Source organism: Shewanella sp. VB17 (assembly GCF_013248905.1).
GTDB lineage: Bacteria > Pseudomonadota > Gammaproteobacteria > Enterobacterales > Shewanellaceae > Shewanella.
Map to the genome: position 1 here is coordinate 3,209,185 of NZ_JABRVS010000001.1, position 23,129 is coordinate 3,232,313.

A 23,129-nucleotide genomic window follows, 5' to 3' on the forward strand; every position below is an offset into this window, starting at 1 on the left:
GATATTCTTAATAGTTATATGCGAGAAAAAACCAACTGCTGCCCTAAATAAACCATGAATAAACATAGACAAAGGTTCAGCGTGATATTTAACAGTGCCTTTAACCAACTTCCACTCTGAATAAGTAACAAGGTCTCGTTGGAAAAGGTTGAAAATGTTGTCAGTGCGCCTAATAAGCCAACACCGACTAAAGCTTTTAATTCAGGGCTGACTTCACTCACTTGACCTAAAGCATAAATACTTCCCATCATAAATGAGCCCATGATATTGACTAATAGTGTACCAAAAGGAAATGAAGAGCCAAATAGCTGAAGCATTAAAATTGACAGTAAATAACGAAAAACAGCGCCAATTGATCCCCCTAAAGCCACTAATAAGATATTATTCATACCTTTTCATCCTGCTATTTTTATCAAGTTGCGCTAATTGCGCTAATTTAGTTTTTATCCGTTGCTCAAAACCATGCTCTGTTGGGTAATAGAAACGACTTTGGGCTAATCTTTCTGGAAAATAACATTCACCACTGGCATAAGAATTCAATTCGTCGTGAGCATATCGATATCCTTCACCGTAGCCCAAATCTTGCATCAATTGACTGGGTGCATTTCTTAAATGTATTGGCACTGCATCGTTTGGCGTCTCACGTGCGAGCTGACGTGCTGCTTTAAAAGCAGTATAAACCGCATTACTTTTAGGTGCACAAGCAAGGTATACAATGGCTTGAGCAATCCCTCGCTCACCTTCTGCGGGACCCACTCGATGAAAGCAATCCCATGCATTAAGCGCAACCGTCATGGCAACCGGATCTGCATTACCTATGTCTTCTGAAGCAATCGCCAATAAACGACGTGCGATATAAAGAGGATCACAGCCTCCCTCTATCATACGACAAAACCAATACAAAGCAGCATCTGGCGCAGACCCACGAATAGACTTATGTACCGCAGAGATGAGGTCATAGAATTGATCTCCATTTTTATCAAAACCAGACAATTGATGTCCAGCAACATCCTGAAGTATATCCTCAGTAAAGCTCTCACCATCAACAATCATGTCACTCATGAGTTCAATGAGATTAAGCGCTTTACGCGCATCTCCATCACAAATATTCGCCAATTTAATCGCCACATGTTCAGGGATACATAATCGACGTTGGCCTAATCCACGCACCTCATCAGACAATGCCTGATTAACGATAAGCACTATCTCTTCGTTGGTCAATTTCTTAATCAGGTATACACGAGCACGCGACAACAAGGCGTTATTGATTTCAAATGAAGGGTTTTCAGTCGTTGCACCAACAAAGATAATCGTGCCGTCTTCGATAAAAGGTAAAAAAGCATCTTGTTGACTTTTATTAAATCGATGCACCTCATCAACAAACAACAAGGTACGCTGTCCACGAGATTCAGCCACACTTTTTGCATGCTCAATCGCTATACGGATCTCTTTTACACCCGATGTCACCGCCGAAATACGTTCAACATGGGCATTGGCATAATGTGCAACAAGCTCAGCTAAGGTCGTTTTACCTGTACCAGGTGGTCCCCAAAACATCATTGAGTGCGCCTTACCCGCTTCAAGAGCTTGGCGCAAAGGCTTTCCCTCACCGAGTAAATGTGACTGACCTATATATTGAGATATCTCTTCAGGGCGCATTCGCGCAGCTAAAGGTCTAAAATCAGGGGTAAAATCGAAACTGAAACTTGACACTAATGCCTCTTAGTTAATCTCTTTTAAACGTTGATCATCGATATCAACATCATCCGGCACAATAAATTTAAACATGGATAACTCATTATCAGCAATCCCTGTTTGTTCTGACAGCGAAAATTGACTCACATTACCTTGTTGATCATGTAACACCATTTTGGTCAGGGTATTACCATCGAAACACACTTTCACCGACTCAACGCCACCCTCTACACTTTTAGGCGTAATATTAAAGCAACCATTAGTATTCGTCACTGAATATTGAGACCAAGTCTCTTCATCTCGATGCACTAACAACGCAATTGGGGATGCATTAATGGCTTGATTTAAATCCATAACAGAAACTTCTTCGGCAAAAGGATTATAAATCCACACATCTTTTCCATCAGCAACAATAAGCGACTCATCGGGAGCTTTGAGATGCCAATAGAATTGATTTGGATAAGCAAGCGCAAATACACCGCTGCCTTTTTGGATCTGTTTATTATTGATATCTGTCACTGTTTGTTCAAATTTTGCTTTCAGCGTCGACACTTCTGTTAGCTTGGTTTTTAGTGCAGATGACTCGTCTGCTTGAACATACTGTGATGCTAATAATGGTAATGCAAGCACAAATGCTGATAACACCTTTCTCATTTCAATTCCTTCATCTCATTTTTATCATAGAAAATCGTGTCCTATAACCAGCGAATTTTCATCTAATTAGGATTTTATTCATGATCAGTTTGATCTATTAAGCATACTAAAAGACTTTAGGTGGTGGTGGTGCAAGCACTTCACGATTACCATTATGCCCTTGTGAACTGACCACACCTTGTGCTTCCATCTGTTCGATAATACGTGCTGCACGGTTATAACCAATTTTAAATTTACGCTGTACACTAGAAATAGAGCCTCGGCGTGTTTCAGTCACGAAGGCAACCGCTTCATCATAAAGCGCATCCGTGTCATCTTCGCTTTCACTGGTCTCTCCAGGTAACAATACTTGTGCGCCTTCAGGTGCACCTTGTATAATTTCATCGAGATATTGTGGTTTCCCTCGAAGATGCCAATCTGCAACCACGGCATGAACCTCATGATCGTCAATAAATGCACCATGAACTCGGTTTGGCACAGAAGTACCAGGTGGAAGATAAAGCATGTCACCCATCCCCAACAACGCTTCCGCTCCTTGCTGATCTAAAATAGTACGTGAATCTATTCGACTTGAAACCTGAAATGCCATCCGTGTTGGAATGTTAGCTTTAATCAAGCCGGTGATAACATCAACAGAGGGACGTTGGGTTGCCAAGATAAGATGAATACCTGCAGCGCGTGCCTTTTGGGCAATACGAGCAATCAGTTCTTCCACTTTTTTACCGACTATCATCATCATATCAGCAAATTCATCAACAATGACGACAATTGAAGGTAATTTATCTAACTCTGGCGCTTCGAGCTCCATGCTGTCTGATGACTTCCACAAAGGATCAAAAAGAGGCACTCCCGAGGCTTTTGCCTCTTTTATTTTAGCGTTATACCCTTTAAGATTTCTCACACCCAGCGCTGACATTAACTTATATCTGCGCTCCATCTCCCCAACACACCAACGTAAAGAGTTCGCAGCTTCTTTCATGTCAGTCACCACTTCACATAAAAGATGTGGGATCCCTTCATAAACGGATAACTCCAACATTTTGGGATCGATCATGATAAACCGAACATCATCAGGGCCTGACTTGTAAAGTAGGCTGGTGATCATCACATTGACCCCAACTGATTTACCTGAGCCTGTTGTGCCTGCAACCAGTAAATGAGGCATTTTACCCAGATCGACGACCACAGGTTTACCTGCAATATCTTGCCCTAAAACCATACTTAAATGAGATTCGCTTTCAGTAAATTCTTTGCTATCTAATACATCACGCATAAAAACTGTTTCACGAAATTTATTAGGGAGCTCTAAACCGACATAGGCTTTGCCTGGAATGACTTCAACAATTCGTACACTTTCGGCTAATAATGAACGTGCTAAATCTTTAGACAAATTAGTGATCTTTGACGCTTTAACACCCGGGGCTAATTCAAGCTCAAACCTTGTAACAACAGGGCCTGGGAACACACCCATGACTTTAGCGACAATATTAAACTCAGCCAGCTTAACTTCAACTAATGCTGCCACTTGATCAAGTTCTTCACGGCTAATAGGATTATCTTGCCTATTAGGCACATCTAATAACGAGATACAAGGCAATGGGGTGACAGCTTTGGTTGCATCTTGCAGATTTTGACCAGGAAGGATCACAATACCGTCAACAATTTTAGCTTTCTCTGTTGGCTTCACAGCAATTGAATTAACAGTATCTAGTGACATTTTTTTATCAAAAACCACCTCATCATCGCCCTCATCAATAACGAGCTGGTGATCAAAATCAATGTCATCTAATTCATTCGCAGACTTATCATCAATTACACTCACCGTATTAGCGGAATCAAGATAACGATTCGTTTGATGCTTGCTTGTCGCCTTCTCTAAGGCATTAGACTTTACCTTGCTGGTCTGTGCTTCAAAGGGACCTGCGTTCTCAGCATCATATTTTTTTTGGTTCTGTCGTTTCTCTTTGAATGTGTAAAAGATAGACATAAAGCCACGAGTATCTTCAGTTTCTTCAGATTTAGTCTTAAATTTTAGCGGAATATCTCGCAGAAAATGACATAAGTAAATGGTGTAAAAACCAGTTAAATCAACGACTGTAAACCAACTAATTCCCGTTAATAATGTAAAGCCTGCACCAACGAAACAAAGAAGCAATAGAGTTGTGCCTAACGTATTGAAGTAAGGTAGCATCGCATCACGAATAACATCACCAGACACCCCTCCAGCAGAAAAATCATAGATATCATTCACATTCATACTGGCTAAAGCTGCTAAACTAAAGACCATTAATAAAAAGCCTATTAATCTTAATCCCACTGAAAAATAATCAATTTCCAGTAATCTGTGCGTACGCTTAAATAAAATCCACCCAGTCAACGCTATAATAATGGGAATTAAATAAGCAATATAACCAAACAAGTAAAATAATACGTCGGCAGACCAAGCACCAACAGCACCAGTGAGATTTAAGATCTCACCCTCGAAATGTGACTGACTCCAACCTGGATCTGAAGAATGAAAGCTACTCAGCGCTAGCAGTACATAAGTTGCTAACATGCAACATATAATGAGGCCGCCTTCCAGAAGGCGGTGTACTCCACTAAGCGTGTTAACATTATTTGCTTTAAACAAATAGAAACCCATAAAAAATAAAAATACGTATGCTAAAGATATCAAATTTATGCACAGTTTGCAGCGATTAACCCCATAGAAAAGCAAGAATATGAAGCTAAATTAATGTGAACGACGATTTTATCGTCATTGAGTAGGATAAAAAAAGGAGCCATAGTTGGCTCCTTTCGTCATTATTACATTAAAACACTAAGATTCTGCAGTAATATTTATTGCAACCTTATTTGTTTGCTTAACCTCTTCCATTACCACGTAAGTACGTGTATCAGAAACAGATGGCAATTTTAGTAAAGTTTCACCTAATAATCGACGATACGCAGACATATCAGAGACTCGTGTCTTTAATAGATAGTCAAAATTGCCTGAGACTAGATGACATTCTTGAATATCATCGAGTAACTGTACAGCACGATTAAACTTATCAAACACTTCCGAACTATCACGATTGAGCGTAATTTCAACGAACACAAGTAAAGAAGCACCCAAAAAGTGAGGGTTGACTAACGCTGTGTATCCGTTGATATACCCTTGCTTTTCGAGTCTTTTCACTCTCTCCAAACAAGGAGTAGGGCTCAGCCCTACCCGTTTCGATAACTCTACATTGGAAATGCGTCCATCCATTTGCAATTCATTAAGTATGTTTCGATCTATACGATCTAAGTCTTTTATTGGACTTGTTTTACTACCAACCATATTATCAACCTTGATTTGTCACTAAAACAATACTTATCACTAGGTATATTCAAAGTTTAGCAGCATAAACTGCCGAACTGATACTATACTAGATTTCCCTGAACTAATCACGTTTAGGTCATGACAAATATAACAATTTTTCCCATTTTTAATGGGTTTTTATGCAATTTGAGGCTCTAAGATGATAATTGGTGTACCTAAAGAAATCAAAAATCACGAGTATCGCGTTGGAATGGTCCCATCAAGCGTACGTGAATTAACGAATAGAAATCATAAGGTCTTTATCGAAACAAATGCTGGTTCCGGAATTGGTTTTACAGATCAAGATTATATCGATGTGGGAGCATCTATTTTAGCGACTGCTGCTGAAGTGTTTGCCACTGCTGAAATGATCGTTAAAGTAAAAGAACCACAAGCTGTTGAGCGTGCGATGTTACGCGAAGATCAACTGCTGTTTACTTACCTTCATCTTGCTCCTGATCTCCCTCAAACTGAAGACTTAATCAAAAGTGGTGCTGTTTGTATCGCTTATGAAACAGTGACTGATGATCGTGGTACGCTGCCCCTTCTTGCTCCTATGTCAGAAGTTGCAGGTCGTATGTCTATTCAAGCTGGAGCTATGGCACTCGAGAAGTCCATGGGCGGTCGTGGTATGCTACTCGGCGGTGTTCCTGGAGTTGAACCAGCTAAAGTCGTGATTATCGGTGGCGGCATGGTGGGGACTAATGCTGCACAAATGGCCGTAGGTCTCGGTGCTGATGTCGTTATTTTAGATCGTAGTATCGACGCTCTTCGTCGTTTAAATGCACAATTTGATAACAAAGTTAAGGCCATCTATTCTACCGCTGATGCTATCGAAAAGCATGTCTTAGAAGCTGATCTTGTTATTGGTGGGGTACTAGTTCCTGGTGCTGCAGCACCTAAACTCGTCACCAAAGATCATATTAAGCGTATGAAACCTGGTTCCGCAATTGTTGATGTCGCCATCGATCAAGGCGGCTGTATTGAAACATCTCATGCCACCACTCATCAAGATCCAACTTATATCGTAGATGATGTTGTCCACTATTGTGTCGCCAATATGCCTGGAGCGGTAGCTCGAACCTCAACGTTCGCACTTAACAACGCCACCCTTCCTTATATTCTTAAGCTTGCAGATCTTGGTTACAAACATGCACTTTTGCAAGACAAGCATTTACTTAATGGCCTAAATGTTATGCACGGTAAGATCACCTGTCAAGAAGTCGCTGAAGCATTAAATTTAGAGTTTGTTGATCCAAAAATTTTACTCAGTTAAAACAAAATTTTTAGTCAACAATATTAACAGGGAGCCTTAGGCTCCCTTTTTCGATGAGTACAATCTAAAAGAATGGGTAAAGAGCGCTTTACCCATTGCCATAAATTTCCTACAATCGCCGTCATTAGCGATAAAGGATGGAGATAATAATGAGTCAAGCTAGACACTGTGAATTACTGATTTTGGGCTCAGGCCCTGCCGGCTATACTGCAGCAATATATGCAGCCCGCGCAAACTTAACACCTGTTTTGATCACGGGCATTCAACAAGGTGGTCAGCTGACCACCACTACAGAAGTTGAAAATTGGCCAGGCGATGCTGAAGATCTTACCGGTCCGGCTTTGATGGAACGCATGCAAAAACATGCGGAAAAATTTGAAACTGACATCATTTTCGATCACATTAATGAAGTTGATCTCCAAGTACGTCCTTTTAAATTAAAAGGAGATAATGGCGAGTTTACTTGTGATGCTTTAATCATCTCTACTGGCGCTTCGGCGATGTATCTTGGTCTTGATTCTGAGGAAAAATTTAAAGGGAAAGGCGTTTCAGCGTGCGCAACGTGTGACGGTTTCTTCTATCGTAACCAGAAAGTCGCGGTGATTGGCGGTGGTAATACTGCTGTTGAAGAAGCCCTTTACCTAAGCAACATCGCATCTGAAGTTCACTTAATTCATCGCCGTGATACTTTTCGCAGCGAAAAAATATTAACAAAACGATTAATGGACAAAGTTGCCAATGGTAACATTATCTTACACTTACATAATACATTACATGAAGTTGTCGGTGATCAAATGGGCGTAACAGGCCTTAAGATGCAAAGTACCAAAGATGCTACAATTCAAGATCTTGAAGTGATGGGCGTGTTTGTTGCAATTGGTCATAAGCCCAACACGCAAATGTTTGAAGGCCAACTTGAAATGAACCATGGCTATATCAAGGTACAAAGTGGCCTAGAAGGTAATGCTACTCAAACAAGCATAGAGGGAGTATTTGCGGCGGGTGATGTTATGGATCAACATTATCGTCAAGCTATCACGTCTGCTGGAACAGGTTGCATGGCTGCACTTGATGCAGAACGTTACTTGGATGCAAAAAAGAGTTAATACTCGTCGGTTCCATTTCATTCTTTAATTATTAGTAGCAGACATAAGTTCTGCTATTTTTTTGTGATGATAGATAGCCGAACTTAGAATAACATCACATTGATGTTCAGTAAGTAAAACTGTAATACTAAAAAAGGGACCCTAAGGTCCCTTTTTAAAGCAGATTTAGCTAATTAATTAGCTAACGCTTCTTTTGCTTTCTCAACTAAAGTTGTAAACACAACTTTATCAAAAACAGCGATGTCAGACAGGATCTTACGATCGATTTCAATAGAGGCTTTTTTCAAACCATTAATGAAACGGCTGTAAGATAGACCATTTTGACGAGAAGCCGCATTGATACGTGCAATCCAAAGTTGACGGAATTGACGTTTCTTTTGACGACGGTCACGATAGGCATATTGACCCGCTTTAGTTACGGCTTGCTTCGCAACACGGTAAGTACGTGAGCGAGCTCCGTAATAACCTTTAGCTAGTTTAAGTACTTTCTTGTGACGAGCACGAGCGGTTACACCACGCTTAACTCTAGGCATTGTTCATTGCTCCTTTAATTAAGCGTAAGGTAGTTGACGTGCAATTGCAGGCATGTCAGCTTTAGATACTAAACATTTAGCACGTAAGTGACGTTTACGCTTAGTGCTCTTCTTGGTCAAAATGTGACGTAAATTGGCTTGCTTACGTTTGAAACCATTAGCGGTTTTCTTAAAACGCTTCGCTACACCCTTGTCTGTTTTCATTTTAGGCATTGCTAAAACTCCGCATTGGGACATTAATAAAACGCAAGGCGAGCAGACATCTTAACAGATCTCTGCTACTTTTTTGTTGGCCTTACTATTTCTTTTTCGGCGCGAGTACCATTACAGCTTGGCGACCTTCCATTTTAGGAAAGGACTCAACAACTGCTATCTCAGCCAAATCATCTTTAATACGATTCAAAAGATTCATACCAAGACTTTGGTGAGCCATTTCGCGACCACGAAAACGCAGCGTTACTTTCGCTTTGTCACCGTCATCTAGAAAACGATTCAGGTTGCGTAGTTTTACCTGATAATCATTTTCGTCTGTACCGGGACGGAATTTAATTTCCTTCACCTGTACAACTTTCTGCTTCTTCTTTTGTTCTTTTTGAGACTTTGCTTTATCAAAAAGAAACTTTCCGTAGTCCATTATACGACAAACCGGCGGCTCAGCGTTAGGACTAATTTCAACTAAGTCCACACCAGCCTCATCGGCTAACTCTTGTGCTTCTCTAATTGTTAATAATCCAACAGGCTCACCATCTAGACCGTTTAAACGTACTTCTGGAACACCTACAATGAGTTCATTGATTCTATTCGGGGCCGCCTGGCGCCCTGCTGTTTTTTTGATCTTTATGACCTATTCCTCCAACAAATTGAGACTACGGAGCGTTATTTGTTTTTTGATCTTAGAAGCAAATTCTGTGATTTGCATTTTACCTAAGTCAATACCATCTCTGGTTCGCACCGCAACTTCCTTATTTTCCATTTCTTGATCACCAATGACCAATAAATAAGGCACACGTCTTAGAGTGTGTTCGCGTATCTTAAAGCCTATTTTCTCATTCCTCAAGTCTTTAGAGGCACGAATACCACTTTCTTTTAAAATATTTACGACTTCATCGACATAATCAGACTGTTTATCGGTAATATTCATCACAATGGTTTGCATAGGCGCTAACCAAGTTGGAAATTTACCCGCATATTCTTCAATAAGAATCCCTAGAAAACGCTCTAACGATCCTAAAATGGCACGGTGGATCATTACCGGCGTTTGACGACTATTGTCTTCGGCAACATATGTCGCTCCAAGACGCTCAGGTAAAGCGTAGTCAAGTTGAACAGTACCACACTGCCATGCGCGATCTAAGCAGTCGTGAAGTGTGAATTCAATTTTAGGACCATAAAATGCACCTTCACCAGGTAAAATCTCAAAAGCGATATCATTTGCCTTTAATGCATGTTTAAGGGCATCTTCGGCTCTGTCCCACATCTCATCATCGCCAATGCGTTTTTCAGGACGCGTAGAAAGTTTAACAACGATATTTTTAAAGCCAAATGTTTCGTATGTATCATACACCATCTTGATACAGGCACTCACCTCTTGTTGTACCTGATTTTCAGTACAAAAAACATGAGCATCATCTTGAGTAAAGCCTCGAACACGCATCAGCCCATGTAAAGAGCCTGAGGGTTCGTTACGATGACAACAACCAAACTCAGCCATACGTAAAGGCAGATCACGGTATGATTTCAAACCTTGATTAAATATCTGCACGTGACCGGGACAGTTCATTGGCTTAATGGCATATTCACGATTTTCAGAATTGGTCGTGAACATTGCATCGGAGTATTTGTCCCAATGGCCTGAACGTTCCCACAGTGCACGATCCATCATTAATGGCCCCTTCACTTCCTGGTAAGTGTATTGCCCTAACTTTTGACGAATAAATTTCTCAAGTTCGAGGAACAAACTCCAGCCATCATTATGCCAAAACACCATACCGGGTGCTTCCTCTTGCATATGATAAAGATCAAGTTGCTTACCAATTTTACGGTGATCGCGTTTCGCGGCTTCTTCCAAACGATTAAGGTGCACTTTAAGGGCTTTTTTGTCTGCCCAAGCTGTGCCATAGACGCGTTGTAACATCTTATTTTCTGAGTTACCACGCCAGTATGCACCAGCAACGCTCATTAACTTAAAGTGCTGACAGAACTTCATGTTTGGAACATGTGGGCCACGGCACATATCAACGTATTCTTCATGATGGTATAACGCAGGTTGAGAATCATTACTGATATTCTCATCAAGGATCGCCATTTTATATGTTTCACCACGAGCTTCGAACGTATCACGCGCCACTTGCCAGCTTCCGACTCGTTTTTTAACAACATAGTTTGTTTTTGCAAGTTGTACCATGCGCTTTTCCAACGCATCTATGTCTTCTTGGGTCAGTTTATGCTCTAAATCGATATCATAATAAAAACCATTATCGATTACTGGTCCTATCGCCATTTTTGCTTCTGGCCATAATTGCTTGAATGCATGACCGAGTAGATGAGCACATGAGTGCCGAAGGATCTCTACACCCTCGGTATCTTTAGCGGTAATAATAGACAACTCGGAATCGGTATCGATAATGTCACAAGCATCTTTCAACTCACCATTAATTCGACCTGCGATACACGCTTTGGCGAGACCCGGTCCGATATCGGCTGCAACATCTAACGTAGAAACAGGATGAGCAAACTCACGTTTGCTTCCATCAGGAAGTGTAATAACAGGCATGAAAATTCCTTATCCAGTGGTGACCCCCACGTAGGGCCACTTGCTAATTAAATAATAAAAAAACGCACTTATGGGATAAGCCATTACAAGAGTCTTAGTCACCTTAAGTACAAGCACGTAATTCTACGAGATCACACTAGCGTAACGCAAGGGGCTGCTGGACTTTAGCGCAATAAAACATATTGAGTTAGCCATTCAACCAATGTCACGATTAAACAACATTACCGTCATTTTTACTTAATATTCATAACCTAAAATATTCTCATACACAAAAGGAGATCGATATGATGAATGTATTCATACTCACAGTCGCACTGATTTCAATGACTGATAATGAAAATAGGCAAGAAAGGATCTCAAAAGCGGGATCCTCCATGATCACAATGAGTCACTCGAAAAATGAGCTCTTAAGCTCTTCTGTATCACCAGCTCTTGCTCATATTACCAGTGAAGAATTATCAATGGAGATCAAAGCTAATCTAGAGACAGCATTTGAGCGGATCTTAACGGAAATGGACCAAGAGTTAACAAACAACATTAAGAGTGATTCAACAAATACTCTTTATTCACAAAAAGACTAACCAAAAAAACAACAAGTATGATTAATAACGTTATCTTCAAAATAGAGAGATAATACTACATAATGAAGTGGTTTCGGTATCTAACGATGATTGTATATAGCGTGTAACTTTATAGGACATCTTCATCCATCTAGGCGACACTCGCCAAAAATTAACGTGATTTATCAATCAAAAAAAATTGGTTAATATAAGAGTCAATTTTAGATATAAAAAAACCAGCTTTAACTGGTGAATGATCTTTTTAAAAGAAATGGTACAACCGAGTGGATTCGAACCACCGACCCCTACCATGTCAAGGTAGTGCTCTAACCAACTGAGCTACGGTTGTATTTTTGATGCATGTATATATTTTAAATATGTGGTACAACCGAGTGGATTCGAACCACCGACCCCTACCATGTCAAGGTAGTGCTCTAACCAACTGAGCTACGGTTGTATTGGTTGCGGGAGCTGGATTCGAACCAACGACCTTCGGGTTATGAGCCCGACGAGCTACCATACTGCTCCATCCCGCGTCCGATAAACGCCGTAAATTATTTTAATTCTACTTACAAAGAATTGGTTGCGGGAGCTGGATTCGAACCAACGACCTTCGGGTTATGAGCCCGACGAGCTACCATACTGCTCCATCCCGCGTCCGATAAACGCCGTAAATTATTTTAATTCTACTTACAAAGAATTGGTTGCGGGAGCTGGATTCGAACCAACGACCTTCGGGTTATGAGCCCGACGAGCTACCATACTGCTCCATCCCGCGTCCGATAAACGCTGTAAATTATTTTGATTCTACTTACAAAGAATTGGTTGCGGGAGCTGGATTCGAACCAACGACCTTCGGGTTATGAGCCCGACGAGCTACCATACTGCTCCATCCCGCGTCCGATAAACGCTGTAAATTATTTTGATTCTACTTACAAAGAATTGGTTGCGGGAGCTGGATTCGAACCAACGACCTTCGGGTTATGAGCCCGACGAGCTACCATACTGCTCCATCCCGCGTCCTACAGTCCGTTCGGCTATTGCCTTGGGAACGAGCGCCATAATACGGGATACTCATTTTGTTGCAAGTAAAAAAACACGATTTAAGTTTAAATGCCGCTTTGCTGTCCAATTTGCTCTTTTATAGTGCATATATATCAATAAACATCATCCACCTTATTTTTTTGTTTTAAAATCATGTAACTTAACTCTCCAATGACACAATCAAGTAAGCACTTCTTTAAACAAACCTCTTTTTTGTATATAGCGTAAACGAAGGGCAAACAAAATAGCCGCACTCGTTAAACCTGCAATAAGCCCTACCCAAAAACCATGAGCTCCCATCGCTGGAACAAGTAAATCCGTCCTTGCCAGCACATAGCCCAACAACATGCCGACACCCCAATAAGAAAATAATGTAATATAAAGTGCGCTTCGTGTATCTTTATACCCCCTTAGCGCTCCAGCAGCAACGACTTGTATTGAATCAGAGAGTTGATATAAAGCCGCAAGAAACATCAAACTGCCAGCCAAGATCACCACTTCAGGATTATCATTATATAAGTAGGCTATCTCAATTCTGAACAACACGGTGATCATGGCCGTCATCACAGCTAAGATAAAAGACATCGTTAGCGCTAGTTTCGTGATTAACGCTGATATATCTGCTTTATCTTGCCCCAAATAATAACCAACACGGATTGACACTGCCGTGCCAATAGATAAAGGCAACATAAACACAAGTGACGAAAAATTTAATGCGATTTGATGACCTGCAACCACATTTGCTCCTAATGGTGCTAACAATAGGGCAATAACCGCAAACAAACTCACTTCAAAAAATAATGCCATTGCAATAGGAAAGCCATGTTTGCTCATATTCCACATCGTTGGTAAATGAGGTTTATGAAATGATTTGAACGGCGCCATCACAGCAAATCTTTTATGAAGCTGCATGTAAATTATCATGGCAATAAACATCGCCCAAAAAACTAATGCCGTCGCAACCCCACAACCAGCCCCTCCCATCGCAGGCATGCCAAAATGACCATAAATAAATATATAATTAGCAGGTATGTTAACTGCAAGCCCTACGAAACCAATAATCATAGTAGGAAAAGTGTAAGAAATACCTTCGCAACAACCTCTAAGCACTTGATAAAGTACAAACACAGGCACCCCCCAAGAAAATCCCTGCAAATAACCGACACTCATCCTAGCCATTTCAGGATCAAGATCCATCATCATAAAAATGTTTTCGGCAAAACTAAGAAACAAGATCACACCTAGACTGCCAATGATGGCAATATAACCAGCTTGAAACGCTAAAGCTTGTATTGATTTTTGATTATTGGCACCATGGTAATGAGCAAATACAGGAGTAAATGCAAGCAATAGTCCTTGTACGAAGAGTAAAGCAGGTAACCATAAACTGGTTCCAATCGCAACAGCGGCCATATCTAAGGCACTCACTCTGCCAGCCATAGCCGTATCAATAAACCCCATCATGGTTTGGGTTATTTGAGCAATAAATATAGGCAATGCCAGCTGCACGAGACGTTTGGCTTGAAAGCCGGGATTATTCATTAAGGCACCCTTTAATTCTAACGAGAGAATATATGTTTACAGGAATAGTTCAAGCCACATGCGAAGTGGTTGCAATACATAAAAAAAATGGCGTAAATACGTTAGCCATTGCCATGGAGCCGAATTTACGCAAAGGACTCATTACTGGCGCAAGTGTTGCGAACAACGGAGTCTGTTTGACTGTTACACAAGTTGAGGATAATAAAGTGTTTTTCGATGTAATGGAAGAGACGTTAAACCTAACTAACCTCGCAAGCTTACAACTGGGTTCAAAGGTCAACATCGAGCGCTCTTTGACTTTTGGCAGTGAGATCGGCGGCCACTTACTATCAGGACATATCCATACCCGAGCCAGTATAATCGACATAAGCAATACCGACACACATTTTGATATTCAATTGGAAGTTGAGCCCAAATGGATGAATTATATTCTCTATAAAGGTTTTGTTGGGATCAATGGTTGCAGTTTAACTGTCGGTGCAGTCACTGCAAATAATTTTATGCTTCATCTTATTCCAGAGACATTAAAGTTAACCAATCTTAATATTGTCAAAATTGGTGAACAACTTAATATTGAAATTGACAGCCAAACTCAGGCCATTGTCGACACAGTAGAACGAGTACTGGCAAAAAAAGGCATTGTTGGACTTTAAGACCCATTCACAAACTCTAACAAAGGCTGACACCATTCGGAACCAGCCTTAACATCCTCACACATTAACCAAAAATATCACTAGGCACTCTGACACACCCTTCCATTAATACTCGTGCACTGCGGCTCATTACCACTTTAGTTACATGCCATTGCCCATCTTCAAGTATGGCTTGAGCGCCAACCCTTAAACTTCCTGAAGGATGGCCAAAATTCACTTTACCATTAAGAGCTGACTCTTGCTTACCTCCACTCGCAGCAAGATTCACTAAGGTGCCAGGTATCGCTGCAGCGGTGCCAATGGCCACCGCTGCAGTCCCCATCATGGCATGATGCAATTTACCCATAGACAGTGCACGAACATTGAGATCAATATCTGTACTTGCAATATTTTTACCGCTTGAAGAAGTATATCCAATCGGCTCAGCAACCATGGCCACTTTCGGAGTATGTTGTTGCCCTGCCGCTTCATCAATATGACTAATGAGTCCCATCTTCACCGCTCCGTAAGCACGAATAGCCTCAAACATCACCAATGCTTGTGCATCACCATTAATGGCCTCTTGTAACTCAGCCCCGGTATAACCAAGATCTTGCGCTTGAATAAATATGGTGGGGATCCCTGCATTGATCATGGTGGCTTTTAATACACCGCTAGCGACAACGTCACTAGGAAGCACTAAATCATCGACAAGATTCCCCGTGGGAAACATCGCTCCGGTCACATCAGCTGGATCCATAAACTCAATCACAACTTCAGCTGCGGGAAAAGTCACCCCATCGAGTTCAAAACTCCCGACCTCTTGTACTTCCCCTTGAGCAATAGGCACATGAGCGACAATGGTTTTGTTGATATTGGCTTGCCAAATTCGCACAAGTGCAATGCCCTCATAGGGAATTCGTTCGACGTCCACTAAGCCACTGCTAATAGCAAACGCGCCAACCGCTGCTGATAAATTACCGCAATTGCCACTCCAATCAACACACGCTTTATCGATCGCCACCTGACCAAAAAGATAATCAACATCATGATTTTCTTGCGTACTTTTAGACACTATCACTGTCTTGCTGGTACTGGAGGTCGCGCCTCCCATGCCGTCCGTTTGTTTACCATAAGGATCCGGACTGCCAATCACGCGCAGTAATAAAGCATCACGATGAGCACCAGCAACTTGAGCTTGTAGTGGTAAATCCTCAAGATTAAAGAAAACGCCCTTACTAGTACCGCCGCGCATGTACATCGCCGGTACTTTTAACTGAGGAGAGTAAGCGGGCGGAATATGTTGTGCATGAACCATAAATCTTACCTTTATATTAAATAGCAGTCACATAGCACCGCCATGAATCCCCATTAAGTCGCCGAAGACGAGGTGAGGAAATCCTGTGCAAAGCGCTGCAATATCCCACCTGCTTCGTAAATCGACACTTCTTCTGCCGTGTCTAAGCGACATTTTACCGCCACCTCTATCTGCTCGCCACTCTTGCGGGTGATGATCACAGTTAACATAGCCCCTGGGGTACGTTCACCAATAACATCATAGACTTCAGTTCCATCAATTTGATAAGTATGACGATTTTCATTATTAGTAAACTCAAGCGGCAATACCCCCATGCCCACTAAATTAGTGCGATGAATACGTTCAAAGCCTTCAGCTACAATCACTTCAACCCCAGCCAAATGGACCCCTTTCGCCGCCCAGTCACGGCTGGAGCCTTGACCGTAATCCGCACCAGCAATAATGATAAGTGGCTGTTTACGCGCCATGTATATTTCAATGGCTTCCCACATTCGTGATTCTACACCTTCAGGCTCTAGGCGAGTCAGCGAACCTTGCTTAACTTCAATTTCACCATCGTGACCAGGTTGAGTCACCATTTCGTTAAACAATTTAGGATTAGCAAAGGTGGCACGCTGAGCGGTGAGATGATCACCGCGATGCGTCGCATAAGAATTAAAATCAACCTCAGGCACCCCCATTTTGTCCAAATAAGCTCCAGCCGCGCTGTCTAACATGATGGCATTCGAGGGGGACAAATGATCCGTGGTGATATTATCACCAAGCACAGCCAATGGACGCATGCCTTTCATGGCGCGCTCACCCGCTAGCGCCCCTTCCCAATAAGGAGGACGGCGAATGTAAGTACTCTGTGGCCGCCAATCGTATTGAGGATTATTATCTTTACCATATTCGACATTAATATTGAACATAGGCTCGTACACTTTACGGAACTGTTCAGGTTTAACACATGCTGTCACCACCGCATCAATTTCTTCATCTGATGGCCAAATATCCTTAAGAAGGATCTCATGGCCCTCACTGTCGATGCCTAAACTGTCTTTTTCGATGTCGAAACGAATGGTACCCGCAATGGCATAGGCTACCACCAGAGGAGGCGATGCCAAAAATGCTTGCTTAGCATATGGATGAATACGGCCATCGAAATTACGATTGCCAGACAGCACCGCTGTTGCGTATAAATCACGATCGATGACCTCTTGCTGAATTGCAGGATCTAACGCACCGCTCATGCCATTGCACGTAGTACAAGCAAAACCCACAATACCAAACCCTAGGGCTTCAAGTTCAGTGAGTAAATTCGCCTCTTCAAGATACAACTGCACCGTTTTTGAACCTGGGGCTAATGATGTTTTCACCCAAGGCTGACGCGTTAACCCTTTTGCGTTCGCATTACGAGCAAGTAAACCGGCAGCAATCACATTGCGAGGGTTAGAGGTATTGGTACAACTCGTTATCGCCGCGATAATGCAAGCCCCATCAGGCATCAAGCCTTTGGCAATATCTTGTTGATAAGACTCTGATCTTATACTAATACCCTTTGCAGCCAGATCTTGAGTGGCAACGCGGCGATGAGGATTCGATGGGCCTGCAATGCTGCGGCTCACCGATGACAAATCAAAATACAGTACACGCTCATATTCTGCACTTTGTAGGCTATCAGCCCATAAACCGCTTTGCTTTGCATACGTTTCGACTAACTTGACTTGCTGATCATTTCGACCAGTTAATTTAAGATAATCAATGGTTTTTTCATCAATGTAAAAGAGTGCTGCTGTGGCACCAAACTCAGGTGTCATGTTTGAAATTGTCGCTCTATCGCCTAAGGTCAGCGCTGCTGATCCTTCACCAAAAAACTCTAAATAAGTCGATACTACTTTTTCATTGCGTAAAAACTCAGTGATAGCCAACACAATATCTGTCGCTGTGATCCCCGCTTGAGGTTTCCCCATTAACTCAACGCCGACGATTTCTGGCAAACGCATATAAGAAGGTCGCCCTAACATCACACTTTCAGCTTCTAGCCCCCCAACCCCAATGGCGATCACGCCAAGTGCATCAACATGGGGCGTATGACTGTCGGTGCCAACGAGCGTATCAGGAAAAGCGACACCGTCTAGGGATTGTACCACTGGGGACATTTTTTCAAGATTTATCTGATGCATAATCCCATTACCTGGCGGGATCACATCAATATTTTTAAACGCCGTTTTTGTCCAATTAATAAAATGAAATCGATCATCATTGCGCCTGTCTTCAATGGCCCGATTTTTATCAAACGCATCTTTATCAAACCCGGCATATTCAACCGCTAATGAATGATCAACAATCAGCTGAGTCGGCACCACAGGGTTAACTTTAGATGGATCGCCACCTTTGGCCGCAATCGCATCACGCAGACCCGCTAAATCAACCAAAGCCGTTTGGCCCAATATGTCATGACACACCACTCGAGCGGGATACCACGGAAAGTCTACATCGCGTTTCCGCTTAATTATCTGCTCTAACGAGACCGTTAATTTATCAGGCTCGCAGCGACGCACGAGGTTTTCAGCATACACTCGAGAGGTATAATCGAGCTTGTCATAGGCACCTGGCATAATCGAATCAACCGCGGCGCGCGTATCAAAATAATCAAGATCGGTATTGAGTAAAGGTTTACGGTAAGTCGTATTCATAAGGTGCTCCCCAGCTTATGCTATTCACTGCGCTAGTCACCCATTAATGATGAATATATTTGATGTGAATAAAATATTAATCGCTATGATTATCTTGATGAAAGGAACTTTACGCTCCCCTCATCACATTTTATGCTTTATCTTGCCTCGATAGGCTTAACCACCCTAGGATCTGCACCGATATAATCGGCACTAGGGCGAATAATTCGATTGTTTACACGTTGCTCCATCACATGAGCAGCCCAACCAGTCAAACGTGAACAAACAAAAATAGGTGTAAACAATTTTGTCGGGATCCCCATAAAATGGTAAGCCGAAGCGTGGAAAAAATCAGCGTTACAGAACAGTTTCTTGGTATCCCACATGAATTCTTCACACGCAACCGAGATATCATACAAAGCCGTATCACCATGTTCTTGGGCAAGCTTTTCAGACCACGCTTTAATAATCACATTACGGGGATCGGATGTGCGGTAAATGGCATGACCAAAGCCCATGATTTTTTCCTTACGCTCAAGCATACCCGCCATCTTTTCTTTGGCATCTACTGGTGATGAAAAAGATTGGATCATCTCCATCGCTGCTTCATTCGCTCCACCATGAAGCGGACCTCGTAAAGTGCCTATTGCGCCTGTAATGCAAGAATACATATCTGATAAGGTTGACGCACAAACCCTTGCAGTAAAGGTCGATGCATTAAATTCATGCTCGGCATAAAGGATTAACGACACATCCATCACACGCTGGTGTTGTTTAGATGGGGAGTTACCTTTCAGTAAATGCAAGAAATGACCAGCCAGTGAATCTTCATCGGTAACGCAATTTATCTCTACCCCTTCATGAGAAAATTTGTACCAATAACACATGATAGCTGGAAACGCTGCCAGCAAGCGATTAGCAGCTTGCTGCTGCTGACTAAAACCAGTCTCTGGCTCTATATTACCTAAAAAAGAGCAACCGGTACGCATCACATCCATTGGATGAGCATCAGCAGGAATGCCTTGTAAAGCGGCTTTTAATGCTTGAGGTAAATCCCTCAGTGCCATTAAGTGTGTTTTATACCCATCCAACTGTAACTTGTTAGGTAGCTCGCCGTTAAAAAGCAAATACGCCACTTCTTCGAAACTTGCATTGTCAGCTAAATCCGCCACATCATAACCACAATAGGTTAACCCTGAGCCAGATTTACCCACAGTACATAGGGAGGTTTCACCTGCGCTTTGGCCACGAAGTCCGGCACCGCTGAGTTTTTTATCTGTCATCACTTACTCCTGTTACTTTGGTGTGCCATCTAATGCCGAGGTTGTGTGGTAACCTGCCATAGAGGCATAAACAATAAAGGGGATTCATTGACGTTATTTATTTTTACCAACGGCAAATAAACTGTCTAATTTCTGCTCATAGTCGTGATATCCAAGATAATGATAGAGCTCCATGCGCGTTTGCATCGAATCGACCACCGCTTTTTGATCGCCATTGTCGAGTATCGAGCGATACACATTCTCAGCCGCCTTATTCATGGCGCGAAACGCACTTAATGGATACAGCACCATGTTCACCCCCCACTCTCCAAGCTCCTGCTTATTCCAAAGCTCTGTTTGACCAAATTCAGTCATATTGGCTAAGATCGGTACCTCAACCGCGGTTGAAAATGCGCGGTAGTGAGCTTGTGTTTGAATCGCTTCAGCAAATATTCCATCCGCACCCGCAGCAACATAGGCTTTGGCACGTTCGATGGCCGCGTCAAGTCCCTCTTGGGCGAATGAATCAGTACGAGCCATGATAAAAAAATCAGCATCGGTACGTGCATCTACAGCCGCTTTGATACGATCGACCATCTCTTGTGTGGATACAATTTCCTTATTTGGACGGTGTCCACAGCGTTTCTGAGCCACTTGATCTTCAAGATGAACTGCAGCCGCACCGGCTTTTTCCATATCACGAATGGTTTTGGCAATATTAAAGGCCCCCCCCCAGCCAGTATCGATATCGACCATTAATGGCAAGGGGCACGCTGCTGTAATGCGCTGCACATCAGCAATCACATCATTAAGCGATGTCATCCCTAGATCAGGTAATCCATAAGAAGCATTGGCCACGCCACCGCCCGATAGATAAATCGCTTGATGACCTATCTGCTGTGCCATCATGGCCGTGTACGCATTAATCGTACCGACAATTTGTAGTGGTTTATTGTTAGCTAATGCTTGACGAAATTTTTTTCCTGCACTCATGATTATCTCCTATGCTTATGGCGTCTTGATGCTCAATTTGTTAGCCACATTCTGCTTTGAATACATGATGTGGCGACGCATCAGCATCTCAGCTAACTCTTCATCACGATTCGATATCGCTTGCACAACATGTCGATGCTCATCAAAGGCGGTGGTAATTCTGGGTCCTGACATCCCAAGCTGCACGCGATACATACGTACCAGATGGTATATTCCGTCGAGCAACATGGTGATCAGGTATTGGTTTTTACTGCCTAAAATAATCCGATAATGAAAATCCACATCACCCGCTTCTTGATAATAAGACTCACCTGTTTTCACCTTTTGAGAATGACAATTAAGCAAATGATTAAGATCGTCAATTTCTTGCGTCGACATATTTTTTGCAGACAGTCGAGCAGCCATTCCTTCTAAAGACTCCCGCACTTGGTAGAGTTCTGCTAACCCATCAGGGGTTAATGCGACAACTCGCGCGCCGATATTGGCCTTACGCTCCACTAAATTACACGAGACTAACCGATTAATCGCTTCACGGATCACAGCACGGCTGACACCACATTTTGTCGACAACTCAGTCTCACTTAGCTTAGAGCCTGCTAATATATCTCCTTCAACAATATCTTTCCGTAACTTGAAAAAAGCCCTATCCGCTGTAGTGATAGGGTTCTCATTAAAAAAAGCCATAAGGTTAACATTTTAATTACACAGTAAATTGTCGACAATATAGCCGCATATTGATGTAAGATCAATCATGAATCATCAAATTATCAACATAAATGGACTGGCATTGTGTCATTCACCGCTTTAAGCTAGTCTCCCACATTCGCTAATCCTCTTCTTAGTAAGGATATTATGTTTACACAAGTGACTATCATAGGTAATGCTCAGGGTAACTGGGAACAGGCAGCCATGGGACTGACTATTGTCTTTAACGAAACAGGTAAACTAGACAGCACAGGCCAACTCGCCAAAAACCTCATTAATATCACCAATGGTCCTTTTGCAGGAATAAAAGCCCCCTTTCTGGTGTCAGGTTTAGCCGATGCTGAAGCGTTAACAAATTCGTTAGTTGAAACCGCCACAGATCTTGAATTGGCTCTTGACTGCTGGCCGTCTACGGGACTTGTCACAACGGTATTAATGAGCCAACAAGCACACAAGCTTGATGTTGCTCGCATGTCATTATTACCAAGTTTACAGCGAGATATGAATATGTCAGCAACGGCATATTTACCCTGTATGGTGCATAATTGGTTAGGGGAACGACGTATCGCATTGACATTATCAAATTCAAACCTCAATTGGCCTCAATTGCAGTTAAGTCAACCTGATTTACCTCACATCTTGACTGATAATGAATTCAGTCACTTTTCAGCACTATGCCCTTTTAGCCTACTCAACAACATCCACCAGCAAGCAATCACTGAGGCACTGGAATGTGAAGACACGCTCGCCATCCTAGCCTATCTCGCCAACACCAATATTGACATTTGGCTACAACACTCAAACCAAGAAAAGTTATTAAATTGTGAGCCATTATTTTTTAACCAAACACCGGAGTTGACATCCTCCTACTGGTATTTAATCAATAACCTCGCATCACAATATTTAGATCCTATTCGTCATCGCTTGGCCTATTGTCAGCAAGTGTTATCTCGCTAAAACAATATAAAGAGACACACGACGCCTAGTTAGCAAAACGCCCTATGAGATTTATGTGCATAACGATAGACTGCTT

General features: G+C 42.2%; 20 protein-coding genes and 7 tRNA genes. 5 read left to right on the plus strand and 22 right to left on the minus strand.

The window, feature by feature from the left end; genetic code table 11:
• Positions 1-14 precede the first annotated feature (14 nt).
• The 5 genes from crcB to lrp all read right to left on the minus strand — a co-directional run bounded on the left by crcB (position 15) and on the right by lrp (position 5,674).
• Positions 15-389, minus strand: a complete 375-nt coding sequence (gene crcB, locus HQQ94_RS13755) for a fluoride efflux transporter CrcB (RefSeq protein ID WP_173294957.1) — start codon at positions 387-389, stop codon at positions 15-17.
• Positions 382-1,713 carry a replication-associated recombination protein A gene (locus HQQ94_RS13760; RefSeq protein ID WP_173294958.1) on the minus strand — a complete coding sequence of 444 codons (1,332 nt, stop codon included), beginning with the start codon at positions 1,711-1,713 and terminating at the stop codon, positions 382-384. The genes crcB and HQQ94_RS13760 overlap by 8 nt, the downstream gene beginning before the upstream one ends.
• A gap of 9 nt (positions 1,714-1,722) precedes the next feature.
• Positions 1,723-2,349: an outer membrane lipoprotein chaperone LolA gene (gene lolA / locus HQQ94_RS13765; RefSeq protein WP_173294959.1), complete on the minus strand. Its 627-nt coding sequence runs from the start codon at positions 2,347-2,349 to the stop codon at positions 1,723-1,725.
• A 106-nt stretch (positions 2,350-2,455) separates the two neighbouring features.
• Positions 2,456-4,993: a DNA translocase FtsK 4TM domain-containing protein gene (locus HQQ94_RS22995; protein WP_375335697.1), complete on the minus strand. Its 2,538-nt coding sequence runs from the start codon at positions 4,991-4,993 to the stop codon at positions 2,456-2,458.
• Positions 4,994-5,170: 177 nt separating this feature from the next.
• Positions 5,171-5,674: a leucine-responsive transcriptional regulator Lrp gene (lrp, locus tag HQQ94_RS13775; RefSeq protein WP_173294961.1), complete on the minus strand. Its 504-nt coding sequence runs from the start codon at positions 5,672-5,674 to the stop codon at positions 5,171-5,173.
• A gap of 181 nt (positions 5,675-5,855) precedes the next feature.
• Between lrp and ald the strand changes: the two genes are divergently transcribed.
• Both ald and trxB read left to right on the plus strand, forming a co-directional pair.
• The gene (gene ald / locus HQQ94_RS13780; RefSeq protein WP_173294962.1) at positions 5,856-6,971 is read left to right on the plus strand and encodes an alanine dehydrogenase; all 1,116 of its coding nucleotides are present in this window, start codon (positions 5,856-5,858) and stop codon (positions 6,969-6,971) included.
• Between the two features lie 149 nt (positions 6,972-7,120).
• Positions 7,121-8,077, plus strand: coding sequence for a thioredoxin-disulfide reductase (trxB, locus tag HQQ94_RS13785; RefSeq protein ID WP_173294963.1), 957 nt, complete (start codon positions 7,121-7,123; stop codon positions 8,075-8,077).
• Between the two features lie 173 nt (positions 8,078-8,250).
• Here trxB and rplT read toward each other — a convergent pair whose 3' ends face one another.
• The 4 genes from rplT to thrS all read right to left on the minus strand — a co-directional run bounded on the left by rplT (position 8,251) and on the right by thrS (position 11,383).
• The gene (gene rplT, locus HQQ94_RS13790) at positions 8,251-8,610 is read right to left on the minus strand and encodes a 50S ribosomal protein L20 (protein ID WP_173294964.1); all 360 of its coding nucleotides are present in this window, start codon (positions 8,608-8,610) and stop codon (positions 8,251-8,253) included.
• Between the two features lie 18 nt (positions 8,611-8,628).
• A complete protein-coding gene (gene rpmI, locus HQQ94_RS13795) occupies positions 8,629-8,823 on the minus strand; it encodes a 50S ribosomal protein L35 (RefSeq protein WP_173294965.1) in 195 nt (64 codons plus the stop codon).
• Positions 8,824-8,908: 85 nt separating this feature from the next.
• Positions 8,909-9,451 (minus strand): translation initiation factor IF-3, encoded by a 543-nt coding sequence (gene infC / locus HQQ94_RS13800; RefSeq protein WP_173296648.1) that lies wholly within the window; start codon positions 9,449-9,451, stop codon positions 8,909-8,911.
• A gap of 3 nt (positions 9,452-9,454) precedes the next feature.
• A complete protein-coding gene (gene thrS, locus HQQ94_RS13805; protein WP_173294966.1) occupies positions 9,455-11,383 on the minus strand; it encodes a threonine--tRNA ligase in 1,929 nt (642 codons plus the stop codon).
• 284 nt (positions 11,384-11,667) lie between these two features.
• On the opposite strand from thrS, the gene HQQ94_RS13810 reads away from it, so the two are divergent.
• Positions 11,668-11,964 carry a hypothetical protein gene (locus tag HQQ94_RS13810; RefSeq protein WP_173294967.1) on the plus strand — a complete coding sequence of 99 codons (297 nt, stop codon included), beginning with the start codon at positions 11,668-11,670 and terminating at the stop codon, positions 11,962-11,964.
• Between the two features lie 251 nt (positions 11,965-12,215).
• Here the strand turns inward: HQQ94_RS13810 and HQQ94_RS13815 are convergent.
• The 8 genes from HQQ94_RS13815 to HQQ94_RS13850 all read right to left on the minus strand — a co-directional run bounded on the left by HQQ94_RS13815 (position 12,216) and on the right by HQQ94_RS13850 (position 14,529).
• Positions 12,216-12,292, minus strand: a tRNA-Val gene (locus HQQ94_RS13815).
• 31 nt (positions 12,293-12,323) lie between these two features.
• A tRNA-Val gene (locus HQQ94_RS13820) sits at positions 12,324-12,400 on the minus strand.
• A gap of 2 nt (positions 12,401-12,402) precedes the next feature.
• A tRNA-Met gene (locus HQQ94_RS13825) sits at positions 12,403-12,479 on the minus strand.
• Between the two features lie 44 nt (positions 12,480-12,523).
• Positions 12,524-12,600, minus strand: a tRNA-Met gene (locus HQQ94_RS13830).
• Positions 12,601-12,644: 44 nt separating this feature from the next.
• A tRNA-Met gene (locus HQQ94_RS13835) sits at positions 12,645-12,721 on the minus strand.
• Between the two features lie 44 nt (positions 12,722-12,765).
• A tRNA-Met gene (locus tag HQQ94_RS13840) sits at positions 12,766-12,842 on the minus strand.
• Positions 12,843-12,886: 44 nt separating this feature from the next.
• Positions 12,887-12,963 (minus strand) — tRNA-Met (locus tag HQQ94_RS13845).
• A gap of 204 nt (positions 12,964-13,167) precedes the next feature.
• The gene (locus tag HQQ94_RS13850) at positions 13,168-14,529 is read right to left on the minus strand and encodes an MATE family efflux transporter (protein ID WP_173294968.1); all 1,362 of its coding nucleotides are present in this window, start codon (positions 14,527-14,529) and stop codon (positions 13,168-13,170) included.
• A gap of 32 nt (positions 14,530-14,561) precedes the next feature.
• On the opposite strand from HQQ94_RS13850, the gene HQQ94_RS13855 reads away from it, so the two are divergent.
• The gene (locus HQQ94_RS13855; protein ID WP_173294969.1) at positions 14,562-15,182 is read left to right on the plus strand and encodes a riboflavin synthase subunit alpha; all 621 of its coding nucleotides are present in this window, start codon (positions 14,562-14,564) and stop codon (positions 15,180-15,182) included.
• 64 nt (positions 15,183-15,246) lie between these two features.
• Here the strand turns inward: HQQ94_RS13855 and prpF are convergent, their stop codons facing one another.
• From prpF to HQQ94_RS13880, 5 genes are all read right to left on the minus strand, one after another.
• Complete coding sequence (gene prpF / locus HQQ94_RS13860) at positions 15,247-16,479, minus strand: 2-methylaconitate cis-trans isomerase PrpF (protein WP_173294970.1); 1,233 nt, start codon at positions 16,477-16,479, stop codon at positions 15,247-15,249.
• A 53-nt stretch (positions 16,480-16,532) separates the two neighbouring features.
• Positions 16,533-19,157 (minus strand): Fe/S-dependent 2-methylisocitrate dehydratase AcnD, encoded by a 2,625-nt coding sequence (acnD, locus tag HQQ94_RS13865; RefSeq protein WP_173294971.1) that lies wholly within the window; start codon positions 19,155-19,157, stop codon positions 16,533-16,535.
• Positions 19,158-19,294: 137 nt separating this feature from the next.
• The gene (gene prpC / locus HQQ94_RS13870; protein WP_173294972.1) at positions 19,295-20,419 is read right to left on the minus strand and encodes a 2-methylcitrate synthase; all 1,125 of its coding nucleotides are present in this window, start codon (positions 20,417-20,419) and stop codon (positions 19,295-19,297) included.
• A gap of 93 nt (positions 20,420-20,512) precedes the next feature.
• Positions 20,513-21,391, minus strand: coding sequence for a methylisocitrate lyase (prpB, locus tag HQQ94_RS13875; protein ID WP_173294973.1), 879 nt, complete (start codon positions 21,389-21,391; stop codon positions 20,513-20,515).
• A 15-nt stretch (positions 21,392-21,406) separates the two neighbouring features.
• The gene (locus HQQ94_RS13880; RefSeq protein WP_173294974.1) at positions 21,407-22,075 is read right to left on the minus strand and encodes a GntR family transcriptional regulator; all 669 of its coding nucleotides are present in this window, start codon (positions 22,073-22,075) and stop codon (positions 21,407-21,409) included.
• 168 nt (positions 22,076-22,243) lie between these two features.
• Between HQQ94_RS13880 and HQQ94_RS13885 the strand changes: the two genes are divergently transcribed.
• Positions 22,244-23,053 (plus strand): hypothetical protein, encoded by an 810-nt coding sequence (locus HQQ94_RS13885; protein WP_173294975.1) that lies wholly within the window; start codon positions 22,244-22,246, stop codon positions 23,051-23,053.
• The last annotated feature ends 76 nt before the right edge of the window (positions 23,054-23,129 follow it).